The organism is Streptomyces sp. NPDC013457 (genome assembly GCF_043089925.1).
Lineage (GTDB): Bacteria > Actinomycetota > Actinomycetes > Streptomycetales > Streptomycetaceae > Streptomyces.
This window is the reverse complement of the sequence record NZ_JBICBL010000023.1, coordinates 1-21,716: the sequence shown is the minus strand read 5'-3', so window position 1 is coordinate 21,716 and position 21,716 is coordinate 1. Positions and strand designations below refer to the sequence as shown.

The window sequence follows — 21,716 nt, the reverse complement described above, 5'->3', positions numbered from 1 at the left end:
GCGGATCCCGTTGCCGGGACGCGCTACCGCACCTCGATGAACCGGCCCGCCTGCCGCGCCGGCCGGTCCTTCGGCGGCGCCGCCGCGTGACCCACCGCCACCGCGCCCATCGGGTCCCAGTCCGCCGGGAGCCCGAGGACCTCCCGTACGACCTCGCGGCAGAACATCGTCGAGGACACCCACGCCGAACCGAGCCGCTCACCCGCCAGAGCCACCAGGAAGTTCTGCACACCCGCACCGGCCGCGACCACGAACATCTCGCGCTCGGCGGCGTCGCGCCGCGGGTCGCCGTAGTGGTGCGAGCCGTCCATGACGAGACACGGCACGACGAGGTACGGAGCGTTCCGCAGCACGTCGCCGCGGCGCACCCGCTTGGCGATGGACTCCTCCGACTTGCCGTCCCGCCGCAGATCCGCGATCCACGCGTCACGCATCGCGTCCAGCAGCCCGGTGCGCGAGGCCTCGGACTCCAGGAGCACGAACCGCCACGGCGTGGTGTGGTGCGGCGCCGGAGCCGTGACTGCGGCGGCGACGGCACGCCGTACCGCGCCCGGGTCGACGGGCTCGTCGGTGAACTCCCGGACGGTACGCCGCAGGGTCACCGCCTCCCGGACCGCCTCGGAGGTCCCGAGCCGGAACATGTCGTCGGCGGCGCCGCGCACCAGCGCCCGGGCGCCCTCGCCGGCGGAACCGTCCACGACGTGCGGCAGCCCGCGGACGACGGCGACCGGGAGGCCCTTCGCCTTGCCCTTCACCAGGTCTCCCGCGGCGGCCAGTTCGTCCGCGGTGGCGACGACCGTCGCGCTGAGAGGATTGCCGTGCGCGTCCGTGCCGCCGCGCAGGTCGTCGAGCACACGGACACCGGCGGCGCCGATGGCCACGTCGGTGAGACCGCTGCGCCAGGGTCGCCCGAAGGTGTCCGTGACGACGACACCGACGTCGACGCCGAGCGCGTCGCGCAGTCCCTGCCGTATCGCGCGCGCCGAGGCGTCCGGATCGAGGGGCAGCAACAGGACGGTGCCGGCGGGGGTGTTGGAGGCGTCGACCCCGGCCGCGGCCATGACAAGGCCCTGCCGGTTCTCGACGATCCGCAGGGCGCCGCGCCGGGCCACCACCCGTACCGTCTCGGCGTCGATCGCCTCCTCCCGGTCGGTGGCGGCGATCACCCGCCCCTCGGCCTTGCTCACGATCTTGGAGGTGACGAGCAGGACGTCCCCGTCCTGGAGGCCGGGGGAGACGGAGGCGATCAGCTTGGCGAGATCGTCCCCGTCCCGCACCTCGGGCAGCCCGTCGAGCGCCCACACCCGAAAGCCGCCGACACCGAAGCCGTCCGTGCCGACACCGACGCCGTCCGTGCCGTCGCCGTCCGCCACCAGGTCGTTCCGGCCGGGATGCTCCGCGAGGCCGCCGCCGACGGAGCCGCCCGTCACCGAGGCCGGCGTCGTGACGTCCAGCGCCGCGACCCCCGCCGAGCCGTCCGCAGGACCCGTCATCCCCGGACCTCCTCCGCCAGCGCCAGCGCCTCGCGCGCCATCGCCGCCGTCGCGTCCAGGTCCGTCATCATCAGCGGCACCGCGCGGCAGCGGATCCCGGCCGACTCGACGTCCGCGACGACGCCCGCGTCGACCGTGTCGACCAGCCAGCCGTCCAGCAGCCCCGAGCCGTAGTGCCGCGCCACCGCCGCTGCCGTGGAATCCACGCCCACCGCCGCGAGGACCTTGTCGGCCATGCCCCGCACCGGCGCGTCGCCGACGATGGGGGAGAGGCCGACCACCGGGACGTCCGCCTCGGCGATCGCCTCACGGATGCCCGGCACGGCCAGGATCGTGCCGACCGACACGACCGGGTTCGACGGCGGGAAGAGGATGACGTCCGCCTCGGCGATGGCCTCGAGGACACCCGGCGCGGGCTTCGCGGCCTCCGCGCCGACGGCCACCACGGCCTGCGCGTCCACGGACGCCCGCAGCTTCACCCAGTACTCCTGGAAGTGCACCGCCCGGGACTCGCCGTCCACCTCGATGGCGACGTGCGTCTCGACGCGGTCGTCGGACATCGGCAGCAGCCGTACGCCCGGCTGCCAGCGCGCGCACAGCGCCTCGGTCACCGCGCTGAGCGGATAACCGGCGCCCAGCATCTGCGTGCGGACGATGTGCGTCGCGAAGTCGCGGTCACCCAGACCGAACCACTCGGGCCCCACTCCGTACGCCGCGAGCTCCTCCTTCACCGTGAAGGACTCGTCCTCGCGGCCCCAGCCCTGCTCCTCGTCGATGCCACCGCCGAGGGTGTACATCACCGTGTCGAGGTCCGGGCAGACCTTCAGCCCGAAGAGATGGATGTCGTCACCGGTGTTGCCGACGACCGTGATCTCCGCGTCCGGAGCCGCCTGCTTGAGGCCGCGAAGGAAGCGGGCACCACCGATGCCACCGGCCAGAACCACAATGCGCATGTGGATCAGTGTGTCAGGCCTGCACCGCTCAGGGGGCGGCCGGGGCCAGGCCCTCCGGGGCGGTCGGGACCGCCGGGGCGCACTGGGCCTGCAGCGACTCGTGCATGGGCATCTCGGTGAGGCCCGGGTGGTAGACGTGCAGGCTGACCGCCGGCTCGAGGGAGTCGTTGACGACCTCGTGGATGTACCCCGGCGCGAAGACCCTCGTCGCGCCCCCGCCGAGCTTCCGTACGCCCCGTTCCGTACGCTCCGTCAGTTCGCCCTCCAGGACGGTCAGTACGCCGGAGGACAGGCCGTGGTCGTGGAGGCCGCTGCCCTGGCCGGGAACCCAGGAGAGCAGCCAGACCTCGTAGCCGGGGCCGGTGCGCAGCCGGTGGTACCAGCGGGTGGTGGCGTCGTACTCGACGTGCGGGGCCCACTGCGCGCGGTCGGCGGCGATGGAGCGGGCGAGGCCGACGAACTCGGCCACGGTGGCGGGGTGCTCGCGGGCGGGCTGCAGGAGGTGCTGGACCTCGAGGATGTCGCCGGCGATCTGGAGGTCGCTGTCGCTGTTCATGGGTGCGGTGGTTCCTCGGCGGTAACAGAAGTCGTGGCGGGGGTCACGCGAGAACGTTCAGGGGGTTACACGGGGCAACGCTGGGAACGCGGGAGAACGGTGCTGGAGCTCTGGGGCATCAACAGCTGGAACAGCAACAGCAACAGCGCGCCTGGACAGCGCGGCGGTACCCACGGGCGTGGGTCGCGGAGGGCGCTGAGGTCGCTGGCATGGCATCAAAGGTGCAGGGAGGGCCACCCGACTGTCAACCCAATGCCCGCTTTGGCGGGAATGTTTCACCTCATCCGGTTACAGAGGCGGAAGAAAGGTTTGTTCAGTCGCCGAGCTGGACACATGGCGCAACATCCGTGCCCGTAAACGCGGCTGGGGTCCCGTGATCAGACTGTGATCCGGATCGCTTCCGTGGTGAGGTCGCAACAAGATCCACGCCTCGGGCGTCTCTCTCTGCGAGAGGGAGCGGTGCGGTCAGGCCGGTGGCATGTGTCAGGTTTTTGGTGATTTGAACACTTTCCGCATAGCCTTGGTTCCGCAGAGTGAATACCGGGCCCAATAGCAGATTCCGGCTTGACTCGCACAGAGCACAAACTTGTAATTTCACTCGTGTCGTTCGACCGGCAGCGGGGACGGCAACATCACGGGGACGCGAAGAACAGACGAGGGGCGCACATGACCGAGTTGTTCCAGGAACTGCTGGTCGAGGACGCGGACGAGGAACTCGGCTGGCAGGAGCGCGCACTGTGCGCCCAGACCGATCCCGAGTCCTTCTTCCCCGAGAAGGGCGGCTCGACCCGCGAGGCCAAGAAGGTCTGCCTCGCCTGCGAGGTCCGCTCCGAATGCCTGGAGTACGCCCTGCAGAACGACGAACGATTCGGTATCTGGGGCGGTCTGTCGGAACGCGAACGCCGCCGCCTCAAGAAGGCGGCCGTCTGACCGGCGTCCCCCCGCCGAACCACCCACACCCGTACACATCGAACGGTCCGCCTCCTGTGCTCCGGCGACAGGAGGCGGACCCTTTTCCTGGCAGCCGTTAGTGTGGGGCCCCGTCCGAGACGTACCCACGCCCCCCGCGGGCGACCCCCGGCCGGAGGGCCCGTACCTCGATGTCCTCAACTCCTGAGTTTCCGCGACACGTCGTCACCGCCGTGCTCGTCGCCCACGACGGCGCCCGCTGGCTGCCGGACGCCCTCGCCGGGCTGCTCGCCCAGGAACGCCCCGTGCAGAACGTCGTCGCCGCCGACACCGGCAGCGCCGACGACTCCGCGCAGCTGCTCGCCGACGCGATCGGCGTCGACCGCGTGCTGCACCTCGCGCGCCGTACGGGCTTCGGCACCGCCGTCGAGGAGGCCGCGCGCACCGCGCCCGTGCTCGGACCCGAGGAACTCCCCTATCTCAAGCGGCCCAGCGGCTGGGACCCGGTCAGCAGGACCTGGAGCGACGAGGCCTACGACCTGCCCGAACTCCCGCACGGCGAGCCCGTGCAGTGGCTCTGGCTGCTCCACGACGACTGCGCCCCCGAGCCCGACGCCCTCGCCGAACTCCTGCGCGTCGCCGACGCGGACGCGTACGCGGCCGTCGTCGGACCCAAGCTCCGCGGCTGGTACGACCGCAGGCAGCTGCTCGAAGCCGGCGTCTCCATCGCCCGCAGCGGCCGCCGCTGGACCGGCCTCGACCGCCGCGAACAGGACCAGGGCCAGCACGACCAGGTCCGCTCCGTCCTCTCCGTCTCCAGCGCCGGCATGCTCATCCGCCGCGACGTCTTCGAGGAGCTCGGCGGCTTCGACCGGCGCCTGCCCCTGATGCGCGACGACGTCGACCTGTGCTGGCGCGCCCACGCCGCGGGCCACAGCGTCCTCGTCGCCCCCGACGCCGTCCTGCGGCACGCCGAGGCCTCCGCCCGCGAACGCCGCACCGTCGACTGCGCGGGCCGCTCCGTGGCCAACCCGCACCGCGTCGACAAGGCCGGCGCCGTCTACACCCTCCTCGCCAACAGCCGCGGCGCCACCCTGCCGTACGTACTGATCCGGCTGATCGTCGGCACGCTGCTGCGCACGCTCGCGTATCTCGTCGGCAAGGTCCCCGGCCAGGCCGTCGACGAGGTCATGGGCCTCTTCGCCACGCTGCTGCGCCCCGAGAAGATCCTCGCCGCCCGCCGGCGCCGCAAGAACCCCGCCGTCCCCGCGAGCGAACTCCGCGCGCTCTTCCCGCCGCCCGGTGCCACCGTCCGCGCCACCGCCGAGCAGGTCGTCGCGAACTTCGGCGGCTCCGACGCCGATTCCGGCGGGTCGCGCCACGGCGCGGTCGAGTCCGGCCCCGGCGGCGACGACGCCGACTTCCTCGAAGTCGAGCAGTTCGCCCGGCTGAAGAAGATCGCCCGCAAGCCCGGGCCCGTCCTCTTCGCCCTGCTCCTGCTCATCTCCATGGTGGCCTGCCGAGGCCTGTACGGCGGCGGTTCGCTCGCCGGCGGCACCCTGCTGCCCGCCCCCGACACCGTCTCCGAGCTGTGGGGACGGTACGCCGACAGCTGGCACGCCCTCGGCACCGGCGGCACCCAGACCGCACCGCCCTACCTCGCCGTGCTGGCCGGACTCTCCGCCCTCTTCCTCGGCTCCACCTCCTTCGCACTCACCGTGCTGCTCGTCTGCTCGGTCCCGCTGGCCGGCTTCACCGCCTACTTCGCCGCCCGCCCGATCGTCGAGTCCCCGCTGCTGCGCGCCTGGGGCGCCATCGCGTACGCCTTCCTGCCCGCCGCCACCGGCGCACTCGCCGCCGGCCGGCTCGGCACCGCCGTCCTCGCGATCCTGCTGCCGCTGATCGCCCGCGCCGCCGTCGCCGCCCACGGCCTCACCGGCGGCCCCGGCGGAGCCCGCGGCAGCTGGCGCGCCACCTGGGCCTACACCTTCCTGCTCACCTTCACGATGGCGTTCACGCCGATCGTCTGGCCGCTCGCCGTCGTCCTCGGCATCGCCGTCCTCGTCCTGCGCCGCGACGACATCACCGCCTACGGCCTGCGCTTCCTCGCCACCGTCGGCACCCCGGTCCTCGTCCTCGCGCCCTGGTCGCTCTCCCTGCTGACCAGCCCCTCCGCCTTCCTGCGCGAGGCCGGACTCGACATCCGTACGGGCACGGCCTCCGCGCTCGACCTCCTCGGGATCAGCCCCGGCGGCCCCGGCACCACCGGCGGCCTCCTCCTCATCGGCATCGTGCTCGCCGCGCTGGCCGGACTGCTGCGTGAGGAGCGCCGCTTCGCCGTCGGCGCCGCCTGGACCGCCGCCCTCGTCGGTCTCCTCTTCGCCGCCCTCTCCAACGGCGCGGGCGGCACCGGCTGGGCCGGTCCCGCCACCCTCGTCTACGGCGCGGCCCTGCTCGCCGCCGGCATGATCGGCGCCGAGCGCGGACGCACCCGCGTCGCCGCCCACGGCTTCGGCTGGCGCCAGCCGGTCGCCGCGCTCATCGCGCTCGCCGCCGCCCTCGGCCCCGTCGTGGCCGCCGCCGGCTGGATGATCGGCGGCGCCGACGGCCCGCTGACCCGGCGCGACCCCGTGCAGGTCCCGGCGTTCGTCGCCGAGGAGAGCGACACCGACGACCAGCCCCGCACCCTCGTCCTCGGCGCCACCTCGCCCGGCGAGGTCTCGTACACCCTGGTCCGCGGCTCCGGCGGCCGCCTCGGCGACGCCGAACTGGCCGAGGCGGGCGGCAGCGACCCGGGCCTGGACAAGGTCGTCGCGCACCTGGTGGCCGGCTCCGGCGCCGACCAGACCGAGGAGCTCAGCGGTTACGCGATCCGCTACGTCCTCGTGCGGGACGGGGCCCCGCGCCCGATGAGCCGCGTCCTCGACGCCACCCCGGGCCTCAGCCGGCTCAGCCAGCTCGACGGCAGCGCCCTGTGGACCGTCGCCCGTGAGCGCGTCGTCGCCCGCGCCACCATCGTCCCGCCGGCGAAGGCCACGGACACCGCGAAGCCGGCCGACCCCGCGAAGCCTGCCGACGCGGCGGCCGGGCCGGTCGCCGTCGCCGCCGGCCCCGTCGAGGCGCACACGAAGATCCCGTCCGGCCCCGCCGGCCGCGTCCTGCGCATCGCCGACCGCGCCGACGAGGGCTGGACCGCCACCCTCGACGGCAAGGAGCTGACGCGGACCACCGTCGACGGCTGGGCGCAGGGCTTCGAACTCCCCGCCGAGGGCGGCAGGCTCGACCTCACGTACGACCAGCCGCTCACCCACACCCTGTGGATCTGGGCCCAGGTCGGCCTCGGCGTCGTCCTGCTCGTCCTCGCCCTGCCGGGGCGGCGCCGCGAGATCGACGACGACCTGCCGGAGGAGGAGGTCGCCATCCCCGCCCAGGCCATGGAGGGCGACGGCCGCCGCGCCCGCCGCCTGCGCGCCGCGGCGGAGGCGGAGGCCGCCGAGGCCGAGCAGGAGCGGGACCCCGAGCTCGTCCCCGTACCGCAGGAGCAGGCCCAGGAGCAGGCACAGGCCGAGGAGCAGGCACAGGCCTACGCGCCCGCGGACTGGCAGGACCAGCAACACCCGCAACAGCACCAGCCGCAGGACCAGTACGCGCAGCAGGGCTACTACGCCCAGCCTCAGCAGTACACCGAGTACGGCACCGATCCGTACCAGCAGCAGTACGAGCAGTACCCCCAGCAGGGGTACGACCCGCAGCAGGGTTACGACCCCCAGCAGTACGAGCAGTACCCGCAGCAGGGGCAGCAGCAGGGCTACGACCCGCAGCAGACGTACGACCCGTACACCTACGGCTACGAGACCGAGCAGCGTCCCGACGGGAGCAGCAACCAGTGAAGCGCCCCACCCTCTCCCTGATCGCGGTCGCCACCGCCCTCGCCGCCGTCACCGGCTTCGCCGCGCTGACCGCGCCCGACGGCTCCGCGACCGCCGGGGCCAAGGCCCCCGCGAAGCTGCCCGTGGAGCGCTCCAGCCTGCTCTGCCCGGCGCCCAGCACATCCGAGCTGGCAGAGACCGACTACACGTCGTTCACCCCTGGCGCCACCGGCAGCGGCTCGGCCAAGTCCGGTAGCGCCGCCAAGGCCGAACTCAAGGCCGCCGCGGCCGCCGCCACCCCCGGCGGCACCGCGGCGAAGAAGCCCGCGGCCGTCAAGGCTCCGGCCACCGTCACCGAGCCCGGCAAGCCCGTCGCCGCCGAGGCGAACGGCCCCACGGCCCCCGCCCTGACCGGTACGGCCACCGGTGGCCTCGCCCCCGGCTGGACGGTCCAGCAGACCACCGTCGTCCCGGCGGGCGGCTCGCGCGGCCTCCTGGGCGTCACCTGCACCGCCCCGGACACGGACTTCTGGTTCCCGGCCGCCTCCACGGCCAAGCAACGCCAGGACTACGTCCACCTCACCAACCCCGACGACACCGCCGCCGTCGCCGACATCCAGCTGTACGGCGCAGAGGGCGAACTCGCGTCGCAGCTCAACGACGGCATCCCCGTCCCGGCCCACTCCACCGTCCCCGTCCTGCTCTCCACGCTCACCGGCGCGGCACCGGCGGCCGACGTGACCGTCCACGTCACCACCCGCAGCGGCCGGGTGGGCGCGGTCGTCGGCTCCGCCGACGACAAGCTCGGCAGCGACTGGCTCCCCGCCACCGCAGACCCGGCCTCCACGGCCGTTCTGCCCGGCATCCCCGCCGACGCGACCTCCGTGCGCCTCGTGGCGTACGCGCCCGGCGAGGACGACGCCGAGCTGAAGATCCAGCTGGTCGGCGAGGGCGGCACGATCGTCCCGGCGAGCGCGGAGTCCTTGCAGGTGAAGTCGGGCATGACCGCGGCCGTCGACCTTCCGGACCTCACTCGCGGCGAGGCGGGCGCGCTGCTGCTCACGCCCTCGGACCCCAAGAAGTCCGCACCCTTCGTCGCCGCGCTGCGCGTCGTGCGCGGCAAGGGCGACAAGCAGGAGGTCGCGTACATCCCGGCCACCGCTGCCGTCGGCGCCCGCGCCACCGTCGCCGACAACCGCGCCGCCGGCTCGACCCTCACGCTGACGGCGCCGGGCGCCGCGGCCCAGGTCAAGGTCACCGCCTCGGCCGGTACGGGGGGAGGCACGCCGGTCTCCAAGACCGTCACGGTCAAGGAGGGGACGACGATGAAGGTGACCGAACTGGTCCCGGCGGGCCTCAAGGGCTCCTACGCCGTGACGGTCGAACCCGTCTCGGGCGGCCCCGTCCACGCGGCTCGCATGCTGGCCCTCCCGGACGACGGCATCCCCATGTTCACGGTCCAGACCCTCGTGGACGACCGAGGCACGGTGGAGGTCCCGACGGCGAACCAGGACCTCTCGGTCCTGGACGACTGACGCCCCGCGCTCCGGCCTGTACGGGGGGTGGGCGGCGCTTGGCCTGTACGGGGTGGGCGGCGCTTGGCCTGGACGACTGACGCCCCGCGCTCCGGCCTGTACGGGGGGTGGGCGGCGCCCGGCCTGTACCGGGTGGGCGGGCCCTGGGCCGTACGGGTCCTGGCCTGTACGGGAGCCGACGGACGTGATCCGGCCTCGGCCCGGCTCGCACGGGGTTCGACCGACGCGAAGGCCCGGCGCCCCGGCCGCCCGTACGGGGGTCTCAGTCCTGCCCGTACCGGGGGTCGACCGACTCGGGGGAGAGGCCCAGGAGCTCGGCCACCTGCTCGACCACGACCTCGTGGACGAGCAGAGCCCGCTCGTCTCGGCTCTTCGAGCGGATCTCGACGGGCCGCCGGTAGACGATCACCCGGGCCGGCCCGCCCTTCGCGGCGGCCGCGGAGCCGCCCAGCGGCACCGACTCGCCCGACACCGACGGCGGCACGTCGAGCACCAGGAACTCGACGTCCGCCAGCTGCGGCCAGCGCCGCTCCAGGCGCTCCACCGAGTCCAGGACCAGATCGCGGAACGTGTCCGCCCGGCTCGCCGACAACGGCACCTGCGGCGGGGCGACAGGCCCCCGCATCCCGCGGCCGTGACGGTCGCGGCGACGCGTCCGGGGCTCCGGCGGTTCCGGCCGCGGCTCCGCGGGGCGCGCCTCGGCGGAGCGGGAATCTCCCGCGTGGGGCTCGGCCGGACGGGACGAGGGGCGCGGCGGCACAGGACTGTCCATCACTGACGCAGCGTAACTCTCCTCAGTGTCAGTCGGCCGTGGCGCACACGTGCCACCACGATTCCTGCGGACCCGCGCTGTCGATAGTTGAACGTTCCGGCCAAGCGAGGGCTCGATTCGACGGGGTCCCGCGATCGGCCATCTGGCCGTGGTTGACCGGATTCCGCTAGGACGGTGTCCGGATCGACCGTCGTCCCCACCCCCGTTCTCCTCCTTACGCGCAGGTCAGGACGGCCCTCCCGAGAGGGCCCGTGTCGGACGTCACACCGCGACACGGTGGAGTGACCTGGTGGAGAGTCGTCGCGGCCCGCTCAAGAGTGCGGTACCGTCCAACGTCGTGAGCCCTGTACGTCGCTGTTCGCGCACCGCGTGCGGCCGCCCTGCCGTCGCGACACTGACGTACGTCTATGCCGACTCGACTGCGGTCCTCGGCCCGCTCGCCACCTACGCCGAGCCCCACTGCTACGACCTGTGTGCCGAACACAGCGAGCGCCTCACCGCGCCGCGCGGCTGGGAGGTCGTGCGGCTCTCCGACGGCTCCGCGCCGGCCCGCCCCAGCGGGGACGACCTGGAGGCCCTCGCCAACGCGGTACGGGAGGCGGCCCGCCCCCAGGAACGCGCGGCAGAGGCCGGCGGCAAGGGCGGCGGAGGCCGTGGCGGGGACCCGATGGAGGTCGGCCGCCGCGGACACCTGCGGGTCCTGCGCTCCCCCGACTCCTGAACGTTCCCGGGCCGGGTGCCTGAACGTTCCCGTGCCTGACCGTGCCCGTGGCCGAACGCCCTCGTGCTCGTGACGGAACATCCCCTGGCCGAACATCCTCTGGCCGAACGTCTCCTGGCTGAACACCGCTCCTGGCGGCCAAGGCGCTCTGCCCTCCCGTGAGCGGCCCCCGGTAGGTTGGGCCTCCTGTACACGCGCCGCACACGCGTGCCGATGAAGGCGTATTCAGGAGGGTTGTTCCGTGGCTGCTGATCTGTCGCAGATCGTGAAGGCGTACGACGTCCGCGGGGTGGTGCCCGACCAGTGGGACGAGACGCTCGCCGAACTGTTCGGCGCCGCGTTCGTCCAGGTGACGGCCGCCGACGCGATCGTGGTCGGCCACGACATGCGGCCCTCGTCGCCGGGCCTCTCGGGCGCCTTCGCCCGCGGCGCGGCCCGACTCGGCGCCGACGTCACCCTGATCGGGCTCTGCTCGACCGACCAGCTGTACTTCGCCTCGGGCAGTCTGGACCTGCCGGGCGCGATGTTCACCGCGTCCCACAACCCGGCCCAGTACAACGGCATCAAGATGTGCCGTGCGGGCGCCGCCCCGGTCGGCCAGGACACCGGACTCTCCGAGATCCGCACGCTCGTCGAGCGCTGGTCCGACGAGGGCGCCCCCGAGGCCGCCGCCACGGCCGGCACGATCACCGAGCGGGACACCCTCGCCGACTACGCCGCCCACCTGAAGGCGCTGGTGGACCTGGCGGCGATCCGCCCCCTGAAGGTCGTCGTGGACGCGGGCAACGGCATGGGCGGCCACACCGTCCCGACCGTCTTCGCGGGCCTCCCGCTCGACCTTGTACCGATGTACTTCGAGCTCGACGGCACCTTCCCGAACCACGAGGCCAACCCGCTCGACCCGGCGAACATCGTCGACCTCCAGGCCCGCGTCCGGGCCGAGGGCGCGGACCTCGGCCTCGCCTTCGACGGCGACGCCGACCGCTGCTTCGTCGTCGACGAGCGCGGCGAGGCGGTCTCCCCGTCGGCGATCACGGCACTCGTCGCCGCGCGCGAGCTGGCGAAGACGCCCGGCGGCACGGTCATCCACAACCTGATCACCTCCTGGTCGGTCCCCGAGGTCGTCCGCGAGAACGGCGGCACCCCGGTCCGCACCCGCGTCGGCCACTCCTTCATCAAGGAGGAGATGGCGAAGACGGGCGCGATCTTCGGTGGCGAGCACTCGGCGCACTACTACTTCAGGGACTTCTGGAACGCCGATACGGGCATGCTCGCCGCGCTCCACGTCCTCGCCGCCCTCGGAGGCCAGGACGGCCCGCTCTCGGAGCTGGTCTCCTCGTACGACCGCTACGCGGGCTCGGGCGAGATCAACTCCACGGTCGCCGACCAGGCGGCCCGCGCGGCGGCCGTCAAGGCGGCCTACGCGGACCAGGACGGTGTCGGCATCGACGAGCTGGACGGTCTGACGGTGTCGGCGGAGGACTGGTGGTTCAACCTGCGCCCGTCGAACACCGAGCCGCTGCTGCGCCTGAACGTGGAGGCCCGTGACGAGGCCACCATGGCCAAGATCCGCGACGAGGTCCTGGACCTGGTCCGCGCGACCGGCTGACCCGCTCGTGCCGACCCGCTCGTGAGTGCCGGGAAACGGGGCAGGTGCCGAGCCGCGCGCCCCGTTTCCCGGCGGTAGGCTGACCTGGCCCGAAGGGCAGCAACAGCACCGCAACCGTTTGTTCGAAGGGACACCTCATGCCGCTCGAAGCCGGCCTCCTGGAGATCCTGGCCTGCCCGGCGTGCCACGCGCCGCTCAACGACCGCACGACGGCCGAGACCCCCGAACTGATCTGCACGAGCGCCGACTGCGGCCTCGCGTACCCGGTCCGCGACGGCATCCCGGTCCTCCTCACAGACGAGGCCCGCAAGCCCCAGTAGCCGCAGGGGGCGCGGGAGCGTGTGGGCCCGTGTGGGCATGCGTCCGCCCCACCCACCCCAACCCCCGTGTGGGCAACCGCCCGTATGCCAACCCACCCCCCGTGTGGGCAATCGTCCCGCTGGGGCGTGGGGGTCCCCCCGGACGGAGTCTGGGGGAGGGTGGGCACACGGGACGGCGCCCAGGCGGGCGCGTCCGCTCCAACTGCCCCCCACGAGGCCCCGCACCACGCAAGGGCCCCGCCCTCGAGGCGAGGCCCTGCACCACTCAAGGGCCCCGCCCGCAAGCCGCCCCCACGAGCCCACAGCGCCCGCATCCGCCCCGTACCCGGAGGCCCGCCCCATGCTCGACGAGACCCTCCTCGACGCCCCGGACGCCCTCGCCCTCGCCGACCGCCGCGGCCTGCTCCGCGGCGCGGCCGAGGCCGGCGCGCGGGTGCGGACCGCCGCCCGCCATGCCGCCGAGGCGGGCATCTCCGAGCTCAGCCCCGAGGGCCGCCCCCGCTCCGTCCTCGTCGCCGGACCCGGCACCGCCGCCGCGGGAGTCGCCGACCTGGTGGGCGCGCTCGCTGGGGCCGCCGCCCCGGTCATCCGCCTCCAGCCCACCGGCGTCGCCCCCGCCTCCGGTGCCCTGCGCTGGGCACTGCCCGGCTGGGCGGGATCGCTGGACCTGCTCCTGATCCCGACGACCGACGGCTCCGAACCCGGCCTCGCGCGCCTCGCGGAACTGGCGTACCGCCGGGGCATCACCGTCGTCGCCGTCGCCCCGAAGACCTCCCCGCTCGCGGAGACCGTCAGCGCCCCGCGCGGGCTGCTCGTGCCGATGGCCATGGCCCCGCACGAGAGCGCCGAGGAGTACGAGGAGACGCTCGCCGCGGGCCCCGGCGCGCTGTGGGCGCTGTTCACCCCGCTCCTCGCGCTGCTGGACCGCGTGGGTCTCCTCGAGGCGCCGTCGGAGGTGCTGGAGAAGGTCGCCGACCGGCTGGACAGCACGGCCGAGCGCTGCGGCCCGGCCATCGCCACGTACAGCAACCCGGCCAAGACGCTCGCCGCCGAACTCGCCGACACGCTGCCGCTGATCTGGACCGAGGGCGACGCCGCCGGGCCCGTCGGCCGCCGCTTCGCCGCCGTACTTGCCGAGCTGGCCGGCCTGCCCGCGCTCGCCGCCGAACTGCCCGAGGCGCTGCCCGCCCACGGTGTGCTGCTCGCCGGCGACTACGCGGCCGGAGCCGACCCCGACGACTTCTTCCGCGACCGGGTGGACGAGCAGCAGGCGCTGCGAGCGCGGGTCGTGCTGCTGCGCGACCGTCCGGCCGACGCCGGCGGCCTCTCGGCCGCCCCCGCCGCCCGTGAGCTGGCCCTCAGCCACGGCACCGCGATCAGCGAGCTGGAACCGCTGGTGTCGGAGGAGGCGTCGGGGGAGAGCGGCGAACTCCTGGAGACGCTGGCGGAACTGCTCGCCGTCACCGACTTCGCGGCCGTCTACCTGTCCCTTGCGTCGGCGGGGATCGCACCACCCCACGCCTGACGCACAAGCCAGGCGACCCCACCACAACCCACCCGTCACCCACCACCCCCCACCGTCGAACCCAACCCGTCCCACCGCGCACCACCCGTCCCACGACGCCGCCACGTCCCACGACGCCCCCACCTCCATCACCGCACCGAGGAAAGCTGGAAGGCTCCATGGACCGCCTCGTCAACACCGTCCGCCCCTACGCCTGGGGTTCCACCACGGCCATCCCCGAACTGCTCGGGACCATCCCCACCGGCGAGCCCCAGGCCGAGCTGTGGATGGGAGCCCACCCCGGAGCCCCTTCCCGTACGGAGCGCGGACCGCTCAACGAGGTCATCGACGCCGATCCCGTACGCGAGCTGGGTGCCCCGGCCGTCGGGAAGTTCGGCCCGCACCTGCCCTTCCTCCTCAAGCTGCTCGCCGCCGGAGCCCCGCTCTCCCTCCAGGTCCACCCCGACCTCGCCCAGGCGAAGGACGGATTCGACGCCGAGGAGGCGGCCGGGGTCCCGATCGACGCGCCGCACCGCAACTACAAGGACGCCAACCACAAGCCCGAACTGATCTGCGCCCTGACGCCGTTCACCGGGCTCTGCGGCTTCCGTCACCCGATCGAGGCCGCCGACACGATCGCCGCGCTCGGTGTCGACTCCCTCAAGCCGTACGTCGATCTGCTGCACGCCCACCCCGAAGAGGCCGCGCTGCGCGAGGTCATGACCGCTCTGCTCATCGCCGACCGCGAGGAGATGGCGCACACCGTCGCCGAGGCCGCGGCGGCCTCGGAACGGCTCGGCGGCGCCCACGCCCCGTACGCCGCACTCGCGCACCACTACCCGGGCGACGCCGGTGTCATCGCCGCCATGCTGCTCAACCCCGTCCAACTCCAGCCCGGCGAAGCCCTCTTCCTCGGCGCCGGCGTGCCACACGCCTACCTCGACGGTCTCGGCGTCGAGATCATGGCCAACTCCGACAACGTGCTGCGCTGCGGGCTGACGCCCAAGCACGTCGACGTACCGGAGCTGCTGCGGATCGTCCGCTTCGAGGCGAGCGAGCCGACCCTGCTGCGCCCGGAGGCCTCCCCGTCGGGTGAGGAGGTCTACGACACCCCCATCGACGAGTTCCGACTCTCCCGTCTCGTACGGGCCGAGGGTGCGGCCCCCACCGACGTCACCGCCCCCACCCCGCAGATCCTGCTCGCCGTCGCCGGCCGGCCGAAGGCGGGCGAGGTGACGCTCGCCCCCGGCGAGTCCGTCTTCGTACCGGCAGGTGAAACGACCGAACTGTCCGGTACCGGAACGGTCTTCCGCGCCACCGTCGTGGCCTGATGCAACAATGACCGGCCGAATGGCGGCGACAGTGCCGGAGTACCGACGAAGGGAACACGTACACCCATGAGCGCGTCAGGCGGAACCAAGGCGATCGTGGCGGCACTCGCCGCGAACCTCGCGATCGCGGTAGCCAAGTTCGTGGCGTTCCTCTTCAGTGGCTCGTCCTCGATGCTGGCCGAGAGCGTCCACTCCCTCGCCGACTCGGGCAACCAGGGCCTGCTGCTCCTCGGCGGCAAGAAGGCGAAGCGCGAGGCGACTCCGCAGCACCCCTTCGGCTACGGCCGCGAGCGGTACATCTACGCCTTCCTCGTCTCCATCGTGCTCTTCTCCGTCGGTGGCATGTTCGCCATCTACGAGGGCTACGAGAAGATCAAGCACCCGCACCCGATCGAGGACTGGTACTGGCCGATCGGCGTCCTCGTCTTCGCGATCATCGCCGAGTCCTTCTCCTTCCGTACGGCCATCAAGGAGTCGAACACGATCCGGGGCCGCCAGTCCTGGAAGGAGTTCGTGCGCCGGGCGAAGGCGCCCGAGCTCCCGGTCGTCCTCCTGGAGGACCTGGGCGCGCTCGTCGGCCTCGTCCTCGCCCTCGGCGGCGTCGGCATCGCCCTCCTCACGGGCGACGGCGTCTGGGACGGCATCGGCACCCTCTGCATCGGCATCCTGCTCATCGCGATCGCGCTCGTCCTCGCCGCCGAGACCAAGTCGCTGCTGCTCGGCGAGTCCGCGGGCATCGAGCAGGTGAAGCAGATCGAGGAGGCGGTCGTCGACGGTGAGACCGTCACCCGCCTCATCCACATGCGCACGCTCCACCTCGGCCCGGAGGAGCTCCTCGTGGCCGCGAAGATCGCCGTACGCCACGACGAGTCGGCCACCGAGGTCGCCCACGCGATCAACGCAGCCGAGGAGCGCATCCGCGCGGCGGTCCCGATCGCCCGCGTCATCTACCTGGAGCCGGACATCTACAGCGAGTCGGCGGCCGCCGCGGGTGTGAACCCGGCCAAGTCCCCGGGCGGCCCGGGCCACTAGGCGCGTGCGAACCGGAAGGGCCCGGGGTCGTGGTGACCCCGGGCCCTTCCGGCTGTTGCGCGTGGCTACCGGACCTCGCCGAGCGCCTTCAGGACCGCCCCCTCGGCCGCCCGCGCGAGACCGAGGGCCTGAGGATCGCGTGACAGGTGCGCGCATCGTCAAAAGTCCATAAAACCCCCTTTGCCCAGTTCTCCCGGCCCGAAACCGAGGGCGAATCCGGCTGGATCCAGGGGCAGGCCGGACTGTAGGTCGCCACACTGATCGGTGTAGATTCGTGACCAGCCAGACGTCGCTGCTGATGGCGGTCGGGCGGTCCGCGGGACCGGCCGAGGGAGAGAGGGCCTCCGACGACTGCACCGCGGGAGTACCCGGGCATTCGTGTGCCCGCGCTACGCACGTCGCGGTGTCAGGCGCCCCACAAGACCCTCGAACCCGATCCACGAGGAGCAGCCCAGTCATGACGACTGCCGCCACCAAGCAGGACTTCAAGGTCGCCGACCTGTCCCTGGCCGCCTTCGGCCGCAAGGAGATCACCCTCGCCGAGCACGAGATGCCCGGCCTGATGTCGATCCGCCGCGAGTACGCCGACCAGCAGCCGCTCGCCGGCGCCCGGATCACCGGCTCCCTGCACATGACCGTGCAGACGGCCGTCCTCATCGAGACCCTGGTCGCCCTCGGCGCCGAGGTCCGCTGGGCCTCCTGCAACATCTTCTCCACCCAGGACCACGCCGCCGCGGCCATCGCCGTCGGCCCGACCGGCACCCCCGAGGCCCCCGCCGGCGTCCCGGTCTTCGCCTGGAAGGGCGAGACCCTGGAGGAGTACTGGTGGTGCACGGAGCAGGCCCTGACCTGGCCGAACACGCCCACCGGCGGCCCGAACATGATCCTCGACGACGGTGGTGACGCCACCCTCCTCGTCCACAAGGGCGTCGAGTTCGAGAAGGCCGGCTCCGCCCCGGACCCGTCCACCGCGGACAGCGAGGAGTACGGCCACATCCTCCGTCTCCTCAACCGCACCCTCGGCGAGAACCCGCAGAAGTGGACGCAGCTCGCGTCCGAGATCCGCGGCGTGACGGAGGAGACCACGACCGGTGTCCACCGTCTCTACGAGATGCACCAGGCCGGCACCCTCCTCTTCCCGGCGATCAACGTGAACGACGCCGTGACGAAGTCGAAGTTCGACAACAAGTACGGCTGCCGCCACTCCCTCATCGACGGCATCAACCGCGCCACCGACGTCCTCATCGGCGGCAAGACCGCCGTCGTCTGCGGCTACGGCGATGTCGGCAAGGGCTGCGCCGAGTCCCTCCGCGGCCAGGGCGCCCGTGTCATCGTCACCGAGATCGACCCGATCTGCGCGCTGCAGGCGGCGATGGACGGCTACCAGGTCGCGACCCTCGACGACGTCGTCGAGACGGCCGACATCTTCATCACCACGACCGGCAACAAGGACATCATCATGGCGTCGGACATCGCCAAGATGAAGCACCAGGCCATCGTCGGGAACATCGGCCACTTCGACAACGAGATCGACATGGCCGGCCTCGCCGCCACGCCCGGCATCGTCAAGGACGAGGTGAAGCCGCAGGTCCACACCTGGACCTACCCCGACGGCAAGGTCGTCATCGTCCTGTCCGAGGGCCGCCTCCTCAACCTCGGCAACGCGACCGGCCACCCGTCGTTCGTGATGTCCAACTCGTTCGCGGACCAGACCCTGGCCCAGATCGAGCTGTTCACCAAGCCCGAGCAGTACCCGACCGACGTCTACGTGCTCCCGAAGCACCTGGACGAGAAGGTCGCCCGCCTCCACCTCGCCGCGCTCGGCGTGAAGCTCACGACCCTCCGTCCCGAGCAGGCCGCCTACATCGGCGTCGAGGTCGAAGGCCCGTACAAGCCGGACCACTACCGCTACTGATGCCGGTCCGGACGGCGCCCGTGCACTGACGCGCGCCCGTCCCACGCACCCGTAGAGGAGTAAGGCAGGCCCCCGCACCCCCGTGCCGGGGGCCTGCCTCGTCTATCGCCCCCGCAAGCACCCCGAGGACCCATGCCCCGCGGCCGCTATTCGCTCCATGATCCGCACGATCACACCCCCCTCGGTGAAGAGCACTTCAACTGCGCGCCCGGCCCCTCCGGCTGGCGCTACGTCTCACAGACCACCACCCCCTCCGGCGAACACGCCGGCTCCGTCGACCTGGCCATCGACGAACTCGGCCGCCCCATCCGCCTCGAACTCCACGCCGCGAGCTGGCAGGTCCGCGGCGCCGCCCTGGACGGCGTCACCTGGGTCCGCACGGACCCCACCGGAACCCACGCCACCGAAGGCAATGTGCGCGCCCACGCCTTCACCGGCACCTCCCCGGCGTTCCTCGTCGCGATCACGCGACTCCTGCGACTCACCCCCGCTTCCCCCGCGACCCGCGTCAGGCTCGTCGCCTTCACGGATCCCGTGCTCGCCCCCCTCACGATCGACCAGTCCTGGGCCCTGGTGAACAGTGAAGCGCACCCCACTGACAACGGCCGTCTGATGGTGGACGAGTACCAGGTCAACGCCCTCGACACGGGCGAACAGCACACGGTTCACATCGCGGGAGACGTGGTCCTCTCGGCCCCCGGCGTCGAGCTCGAATCCCTCGACACCCCGCCGTCCCTCTTCCCCTGACGACCGCTGCCGGACGACTCGGCCGCTCGACGGCGTCAGGCAGGCGGCGCGAACCCGGTCGAACGCCCGGGCTCCACAGGCTGCGCGGGCGCGGGCGCCGGCGACGGAGAGGAAACGGAGGGAGACGCCGGCGACAGAGAGGCAGGGGAAGAAGAAGCAGGGGGAGGAGAAGCAGGAGAGGGCGCGAAGGAGCCAAACGCGGGAGAGGCGGCGAAGGCCCGCCGCGCGTCCCGCGCCTGCCGCTCCCCGACGACCCCCGCCAGATACGCCGCCGCCGGTACACCCGCCGGAGGAGGGGTCCCCGTCCGGGCGACCAATTCGTCGGCCAGGCGTTCCGCGATCCGCTGCCCCACGGCCGGGTCGAGCTGCCGCATCCGCGTCAGGTACTGCCGCACCTCCAGCCACAGCGCGTCCGGCACCGCGGAGAGATCCAGCTCGGTGAACCGCCCCACGAGCCAGGGCGGGGGAGGCGGCACGACCGACGTCCGAGCGGCAGGCACCCGCTCCCGTACGACGAGCGTGCCGGCGAAGACATCACCGATCCGCCGCCCGCGGGCGGATACGAGGGACGCGATACAGGCGACGGTCCCGAACGTCATGAGGATCTCGACGACTCCCATCGCCCCGCGCACGAGCGCGTGCCGGAACCGGATCGGACCCCCGTCGTCCCGCACCACCCGCAGCCCGCAGGCCAGCTTCCCCAGCGACCGCCCGTGCGTCAGCGTCTCCACCGCGATCGGTGCGCCCACGAGGACCAGAAGGAAGGAGACGATCGACAGCGCGGTCTGCGCCGCGTCGTCGAGCGAAGCCGTCGCCACCGCGAGCCCGACCGTGATCAGCAGATAGGCCGCCCACACCACCAGTGCGTCGAGGAGGAGCGCGAGAGCCCGGCTCGGCAGCCGCGCCGCCTGCAGCCCCAGTACGACGGCATCCCCCGTCACAACCCCGCTCACGGCTGCCCACCCTTCTTCGACCTGCCCCGGCCCCTCGGTACGACAGTCTGCCAAGCTGACCCGCAGCGCGCCGCAGTAGTACGGACCCGTACGCACCCAGTGCCTGGAGCAGCAGCCGATCATGGACCTCGACGTCTACGTCACCGCCCACCGCGCCGAGTGGGACCGACTCGACCACCTCCTGCGCCGCGGCGGCAAGCTCAGCGGCGCGGAGGCGGACGAGCTCGTCGCCCTGTACCAGCGGACGGCCACCCATCTCTCCCTGATCCAGTCCAGCGCCCCGGACCCCGTACTCACGGCCCGGCTCACCCAGCTCGTCGCCCGTGCCCGCGCCACGGTCACCGGCACCCGCCGCTCTTCGTGGCGCGACGCGGTCCGCTTCCTGACGGCCGGCTTCCCGGCGGCCGTGTACCGCTCGCGCCACTGGTGGGTCCCGACCGCCATCCTCTCCACCCTTCTCGCGGTGATCATCGGCTGGTGGATCGGTACGCACCCGGAAGTGCAGTCCGCCATCGGCGCCCCGGCGGAACTGCGCGAGATGACCCGCCCCGGCGGCCAGTACGAGACCTACTACTCGAGCCACCCGGCCGCCTCGTTTGCCGCCCAGGTCTGGACGAACAACGCCCAGGCGGCCGCCATGTGCCTCGTTCTCGGCGCGTTCCTCTGCTTCCCGGTCCTCTGGATCCTCTTCCTCAACATGCTGAACCTCGGCGTGGCCATCGGCCTCATGTCGGCGGCGGGCCGTCTCGACGTCATGCTGGGCCTGCTCCTGCCCCACGGCCTCCTGGAGCTCACAGCGGTCTTCGTCGCCGCCGGCACGGGCCTCCGCCTCGGCTGGACGCTCATCGAGCCGGGCCCGATGACCCGACGTGCCGCCCTGGCCGAAGAGGGCCGCGCGGCCGTGGGCATGGCGATCGGCCTGGCCCTGGTCCTCTTTCTCTCGGGCCTCATCGAAGGCTTCGTGACCCCGTCGGGGCTCCCGACATGGGCGCGCATCGCCATTGGAATAGCCGCCGAGCTGGCATTTCTCGTCTACGTCTATGTCCTGGGAGCCCGTGCCGTCCGAGCCGGTGACACGGGAGACGTCGAGGAGACCGACCGCAGCGCGGCCCTGCCGACGGCCGCCTGATGTGCAGAGCACCCCGCTGACCTGCTAGTCTCCTCTTCGCCCACAAAAACCGTTGACACGGTTCGAGTGGGGAGGTAGATTCAAACGGTTGCCTCGGACTGGACAAGTTCGAAGGCCAGCAGCTAGACTCTCTCTCGCTCCGGTCGGGAAGTTGATTTCCACGGAGCCGCCCCGATTCCTTATTCGAATCACGAAGCCACCGATTAGGTCGGCCGAAATGAATCTGATAAAGTCGGAATCGCCGGAAAGGGAAACGCGAAAGCGAAGAACAGTCCGGCAGCCCGCTCCAGCGGGTGGCAGAAACGGAAAACGGATCTGCTAAGCTGGAAACACGAAAGACCGAAGGGAAAAGCCCGGAGGAAAGCCCG

17 protein-coding genes are annotated in these 21,716 nt (G+C 72.4%); 12 read left to right on the top strand and 5 right to left on the bottom strand.

Annotation, left to right across the window (positions count from 1 at the left end; all coding sequences use genetic code 11):
- Positions 1-23: 23 nt before the first annotated feature.
- From ACF1G2_RS35555 to ACF1G2_RS35545, 3 genes are read right to left on the bottom strand one after another with little or no spacing between them, the layout of a single operon-like run.
- On the bottom strand, positions 24-1,493 hold the full coding sequence (locus ACF1G2_RS35555) for a coenzyme F420-0:L-glutamate ligase (RefSeq protein ID WP_391802295.1): 1,470 nt from the start codon (positions 1,491-1,493) through the stop codon (positions 24-26).
- Positions 1,490-2,446: a 2-phospho-L-lactate transferase gene (cofD, locus tag ACF1G2_RS35550; RefSeq protein ID WP_391802294.1), complete on the bottom strand. Its 957-nt coding sequence runs from the start codon at positions 2,444-2,446 to the stop codon at positions 1,490-1,492. Before cofD ends, ACF1G2_RS35555 begins: the two co-directional genes overlap by 4 nt.
- A 28-nt stretch (positions 2,447-2,474) precedes the next feature.
- The gene (locus ACF1G2_RS35545; protein WP_391802293.1) at positions 2,475-3,002 is read right to left on the bottom strand and encodes a cysteine dioxygenase; all 528 of its coding nucleotides are present in this window, start codon (positions 3,000-3,002) and stop codon (positions 2,475-2,477) included.
- Positions 3,003-3,668: 666 nt separating this feature from the next.
- On the opposite strand from ACF1G2_RS35545, the gene ACF1G2_RS35540 reads away from it, so the two are divergent.
- The 3 genes from ACF1G2_RS35540 to ACF1G2_RS35530 all read left to right on the top strand — a co-directional run bounded on the left by ACF1G2_RS35540 (position 3,669) and on the right by ACF1G2_RS35530 (position 9,315).
- Positions 3,669-3,932 carry a WhiB family transcriptional regulator gene (locus tag ACF1G2_RS35540; RefSeq protein ID WP_015033978.1) on the top strand — a complete coding sequence of 88 codons (264 nt, stop codon included), beginning with the start codon at positions 3,669-3,671 and terminating at the stop codon, positions 3,930-3,932.
- Between the two features lie 170 nt (positions 3,933-4,102).
- Entirely contained in the window at positions 4,103-7,801 is a 3,699-nt protein-coding gene (locus tag ACF1G2_RS35535) for a glycosyltransferase family 2 protein (RefSeq protein WP_391802292.1), read from the top strand.
- The gene (locus ACF1G2_RS35530) at positions 7,798-9,315 is read left to right on the top strand and encodes a DUF5719 family protein (protein WP_391802291.1); all 1,518 of its coding nucleotides are present in this window, start codon (positions 7,798-7,800) and stop codon (positions 9,313-9,315) included. Before ACF1G2_RS35535 ends, ACF1G2_RS35530 begins: the two co-directional genes overlap by 4 nt.
- A 262-nt stretch (positions 9,316-9,577) precedes the next feature.
- On the opposite strand, the gene ACF1G2_RS35525 is transcribed toward ACF1G2_RS35530, so the two are convergent.
- Positions 9,578-10,087 carry a metallopeptidase family protein gene (locus ACF1G2_RS35525; protein ID WP_391802307.1) on the bottom strand — a complete coding sequence of 170 codons (510 nt, stop codon included), beginning with the start codon at positions 10,085-10,087 and terminating at the stop codon, positions 9,578-9,580.
- Between the two features lie 289 nt (positions 10,088-10,376).
- On the opposite strand from ACF1G2_RS35525, the gene ACF1G2_RS35520 reads away from it, so the two are divergent.
- The 8 genes from ACF1G2_RS35520 to ACF1G2_RS35485 all read left to right on the top strand — a co-directional run bounded on the left by ACF1G2_RS35520 (position 10,377) and on the right by ACF1G2_RS35485 (position 19,266).
- Positions 10,377-10,808 (top strand): DUF3499 domain-containing protein, encoded by a 432-nt coding sequence (locus ACF1G2_RS35520; RefSeq protein WP_361681608.1) that lies wholly within the window; start codon positions 10,377-10,379, stop codon positions 10,806-10,808.
- Positions 10,809-11,049: 241 nt separating this feature from the next.
- Positions 11,050-12,417: a phosphomannomutase/phosphoglucomutase gene (locus tag ACF1G2_RS35515; RefSeq protein WP_391802290.1), complete on the top strand. Its 1,368-nt coding sequence runs from the start codon at positions 11,050-11,052 to the stop codon at positions 12,415-12,417.
- Between the two features lie 137 nt (positions 12,418-12,554).
- Complete coding sequence (locus ACF1G2_RS35510; protein ID WP_391802289.1) at positions 12,555-12,737, top strand: Trm112 family protein; 183 nt, start codon at positions 12,555-12,557, stop codon at positions 12,735-12,737.
- Positions 12,738-13,077: 340 nt separating this feature from the next.
- A complete protein-coding gene (locus ACF1G2_RS35505) occupies positions 13,078-14,262 on the top strand; it encodes an SIS domain-containing protein (RefSeq protein ID WP_391802288.1) in 1,185 nt (394 codons plus the stop codon).
- 158 nt (positions 14,263-14,420) lie between these two features.
- Positions 14,421-15,572, top strand: coding sequence for a mannose-6-phosphate isomerase, class I (gene manA / locus ACF1G2_RS35500; RefSeq protein WP_391802287.1), 1,152 nt, complete (start codon positions 14,421-14,423; stop codon positions 15,570-15,572).
- Positions 15,573-15,638: 66 nt separating this feature from the next.
- Positions 15,639-16,604 carry a cation diffusion facilitator family transporter gene (locus ACF1G2_RS35495; RefSeq protein WP_391802286.1) on the top strand — a complete coding sequence of 322 codons (966 nt, stop codon included), beginning with the start codon at positions 15,639-15,641 and terminating at the stop codon, positions 16,602-16,604.
- A gap of 457 nt (positions 16,605-17,061) precedes the next feature.
- Positions 17,062-18,519: an adenosylhomocysteinase gene (gene ahcY, locus ACF1G2_RS35490; RefSeq protein ID WP_391802285.1), complete on the top strand. Its 1,458-nt coding sequence runs from the start codon at positions 17,062-17,064 to the stop codon at positions 18,517-18,519.
- 132 nt (positions 18,520-18,651) lie between these two features.
- Positions 18,652-19,266, top strand: a complete 615-nt coding sequence (locus tag ACF1G2_RS35485; protein WP_383229260.1) for a hypothetical protein — start codon at positions 18,652-18,654, stop codon at positions 19,264-19,266.
- Between the two features lie 35 nt (positions 19,267-19,301).
- Here ACF1G2_RS35485 and ACF1G2_RS35480 read toward each other — a convergent pair whose 3' ends face one another.
- Positions 19,302-20,219, bottom strand: a complete 918-nt coding sequence (locus tag ACF1G2_RS35480; RefSeq protein ID WP_391802284.1) for an RDD family protein — start codon at positions 20,217-20,219, stop codon at positions 19,302-19,304.
- Between the two features lie 121 nt (positions 20,220-20,340).
- Between ACF1G2_RS35480 and ACF1G2_RS35475 the strand changes: the two genes are divergently transcribed.
- Positions 20,341-21,348 carry a stage II sporulation protein M gene (locus ACF1G2_RS35475; protein ID WP_391802283.1) on the top strand — a complete coding sequence of 336 codons (1,008 nt, stop codon included), beginning with the start codon at positions 20,341-20,343 and terminating at the stop codon, positions 21,346-21,348.
- The last annotated feature ends 368 nt before the right edge of the window (positions 21,349-21,716 follow it).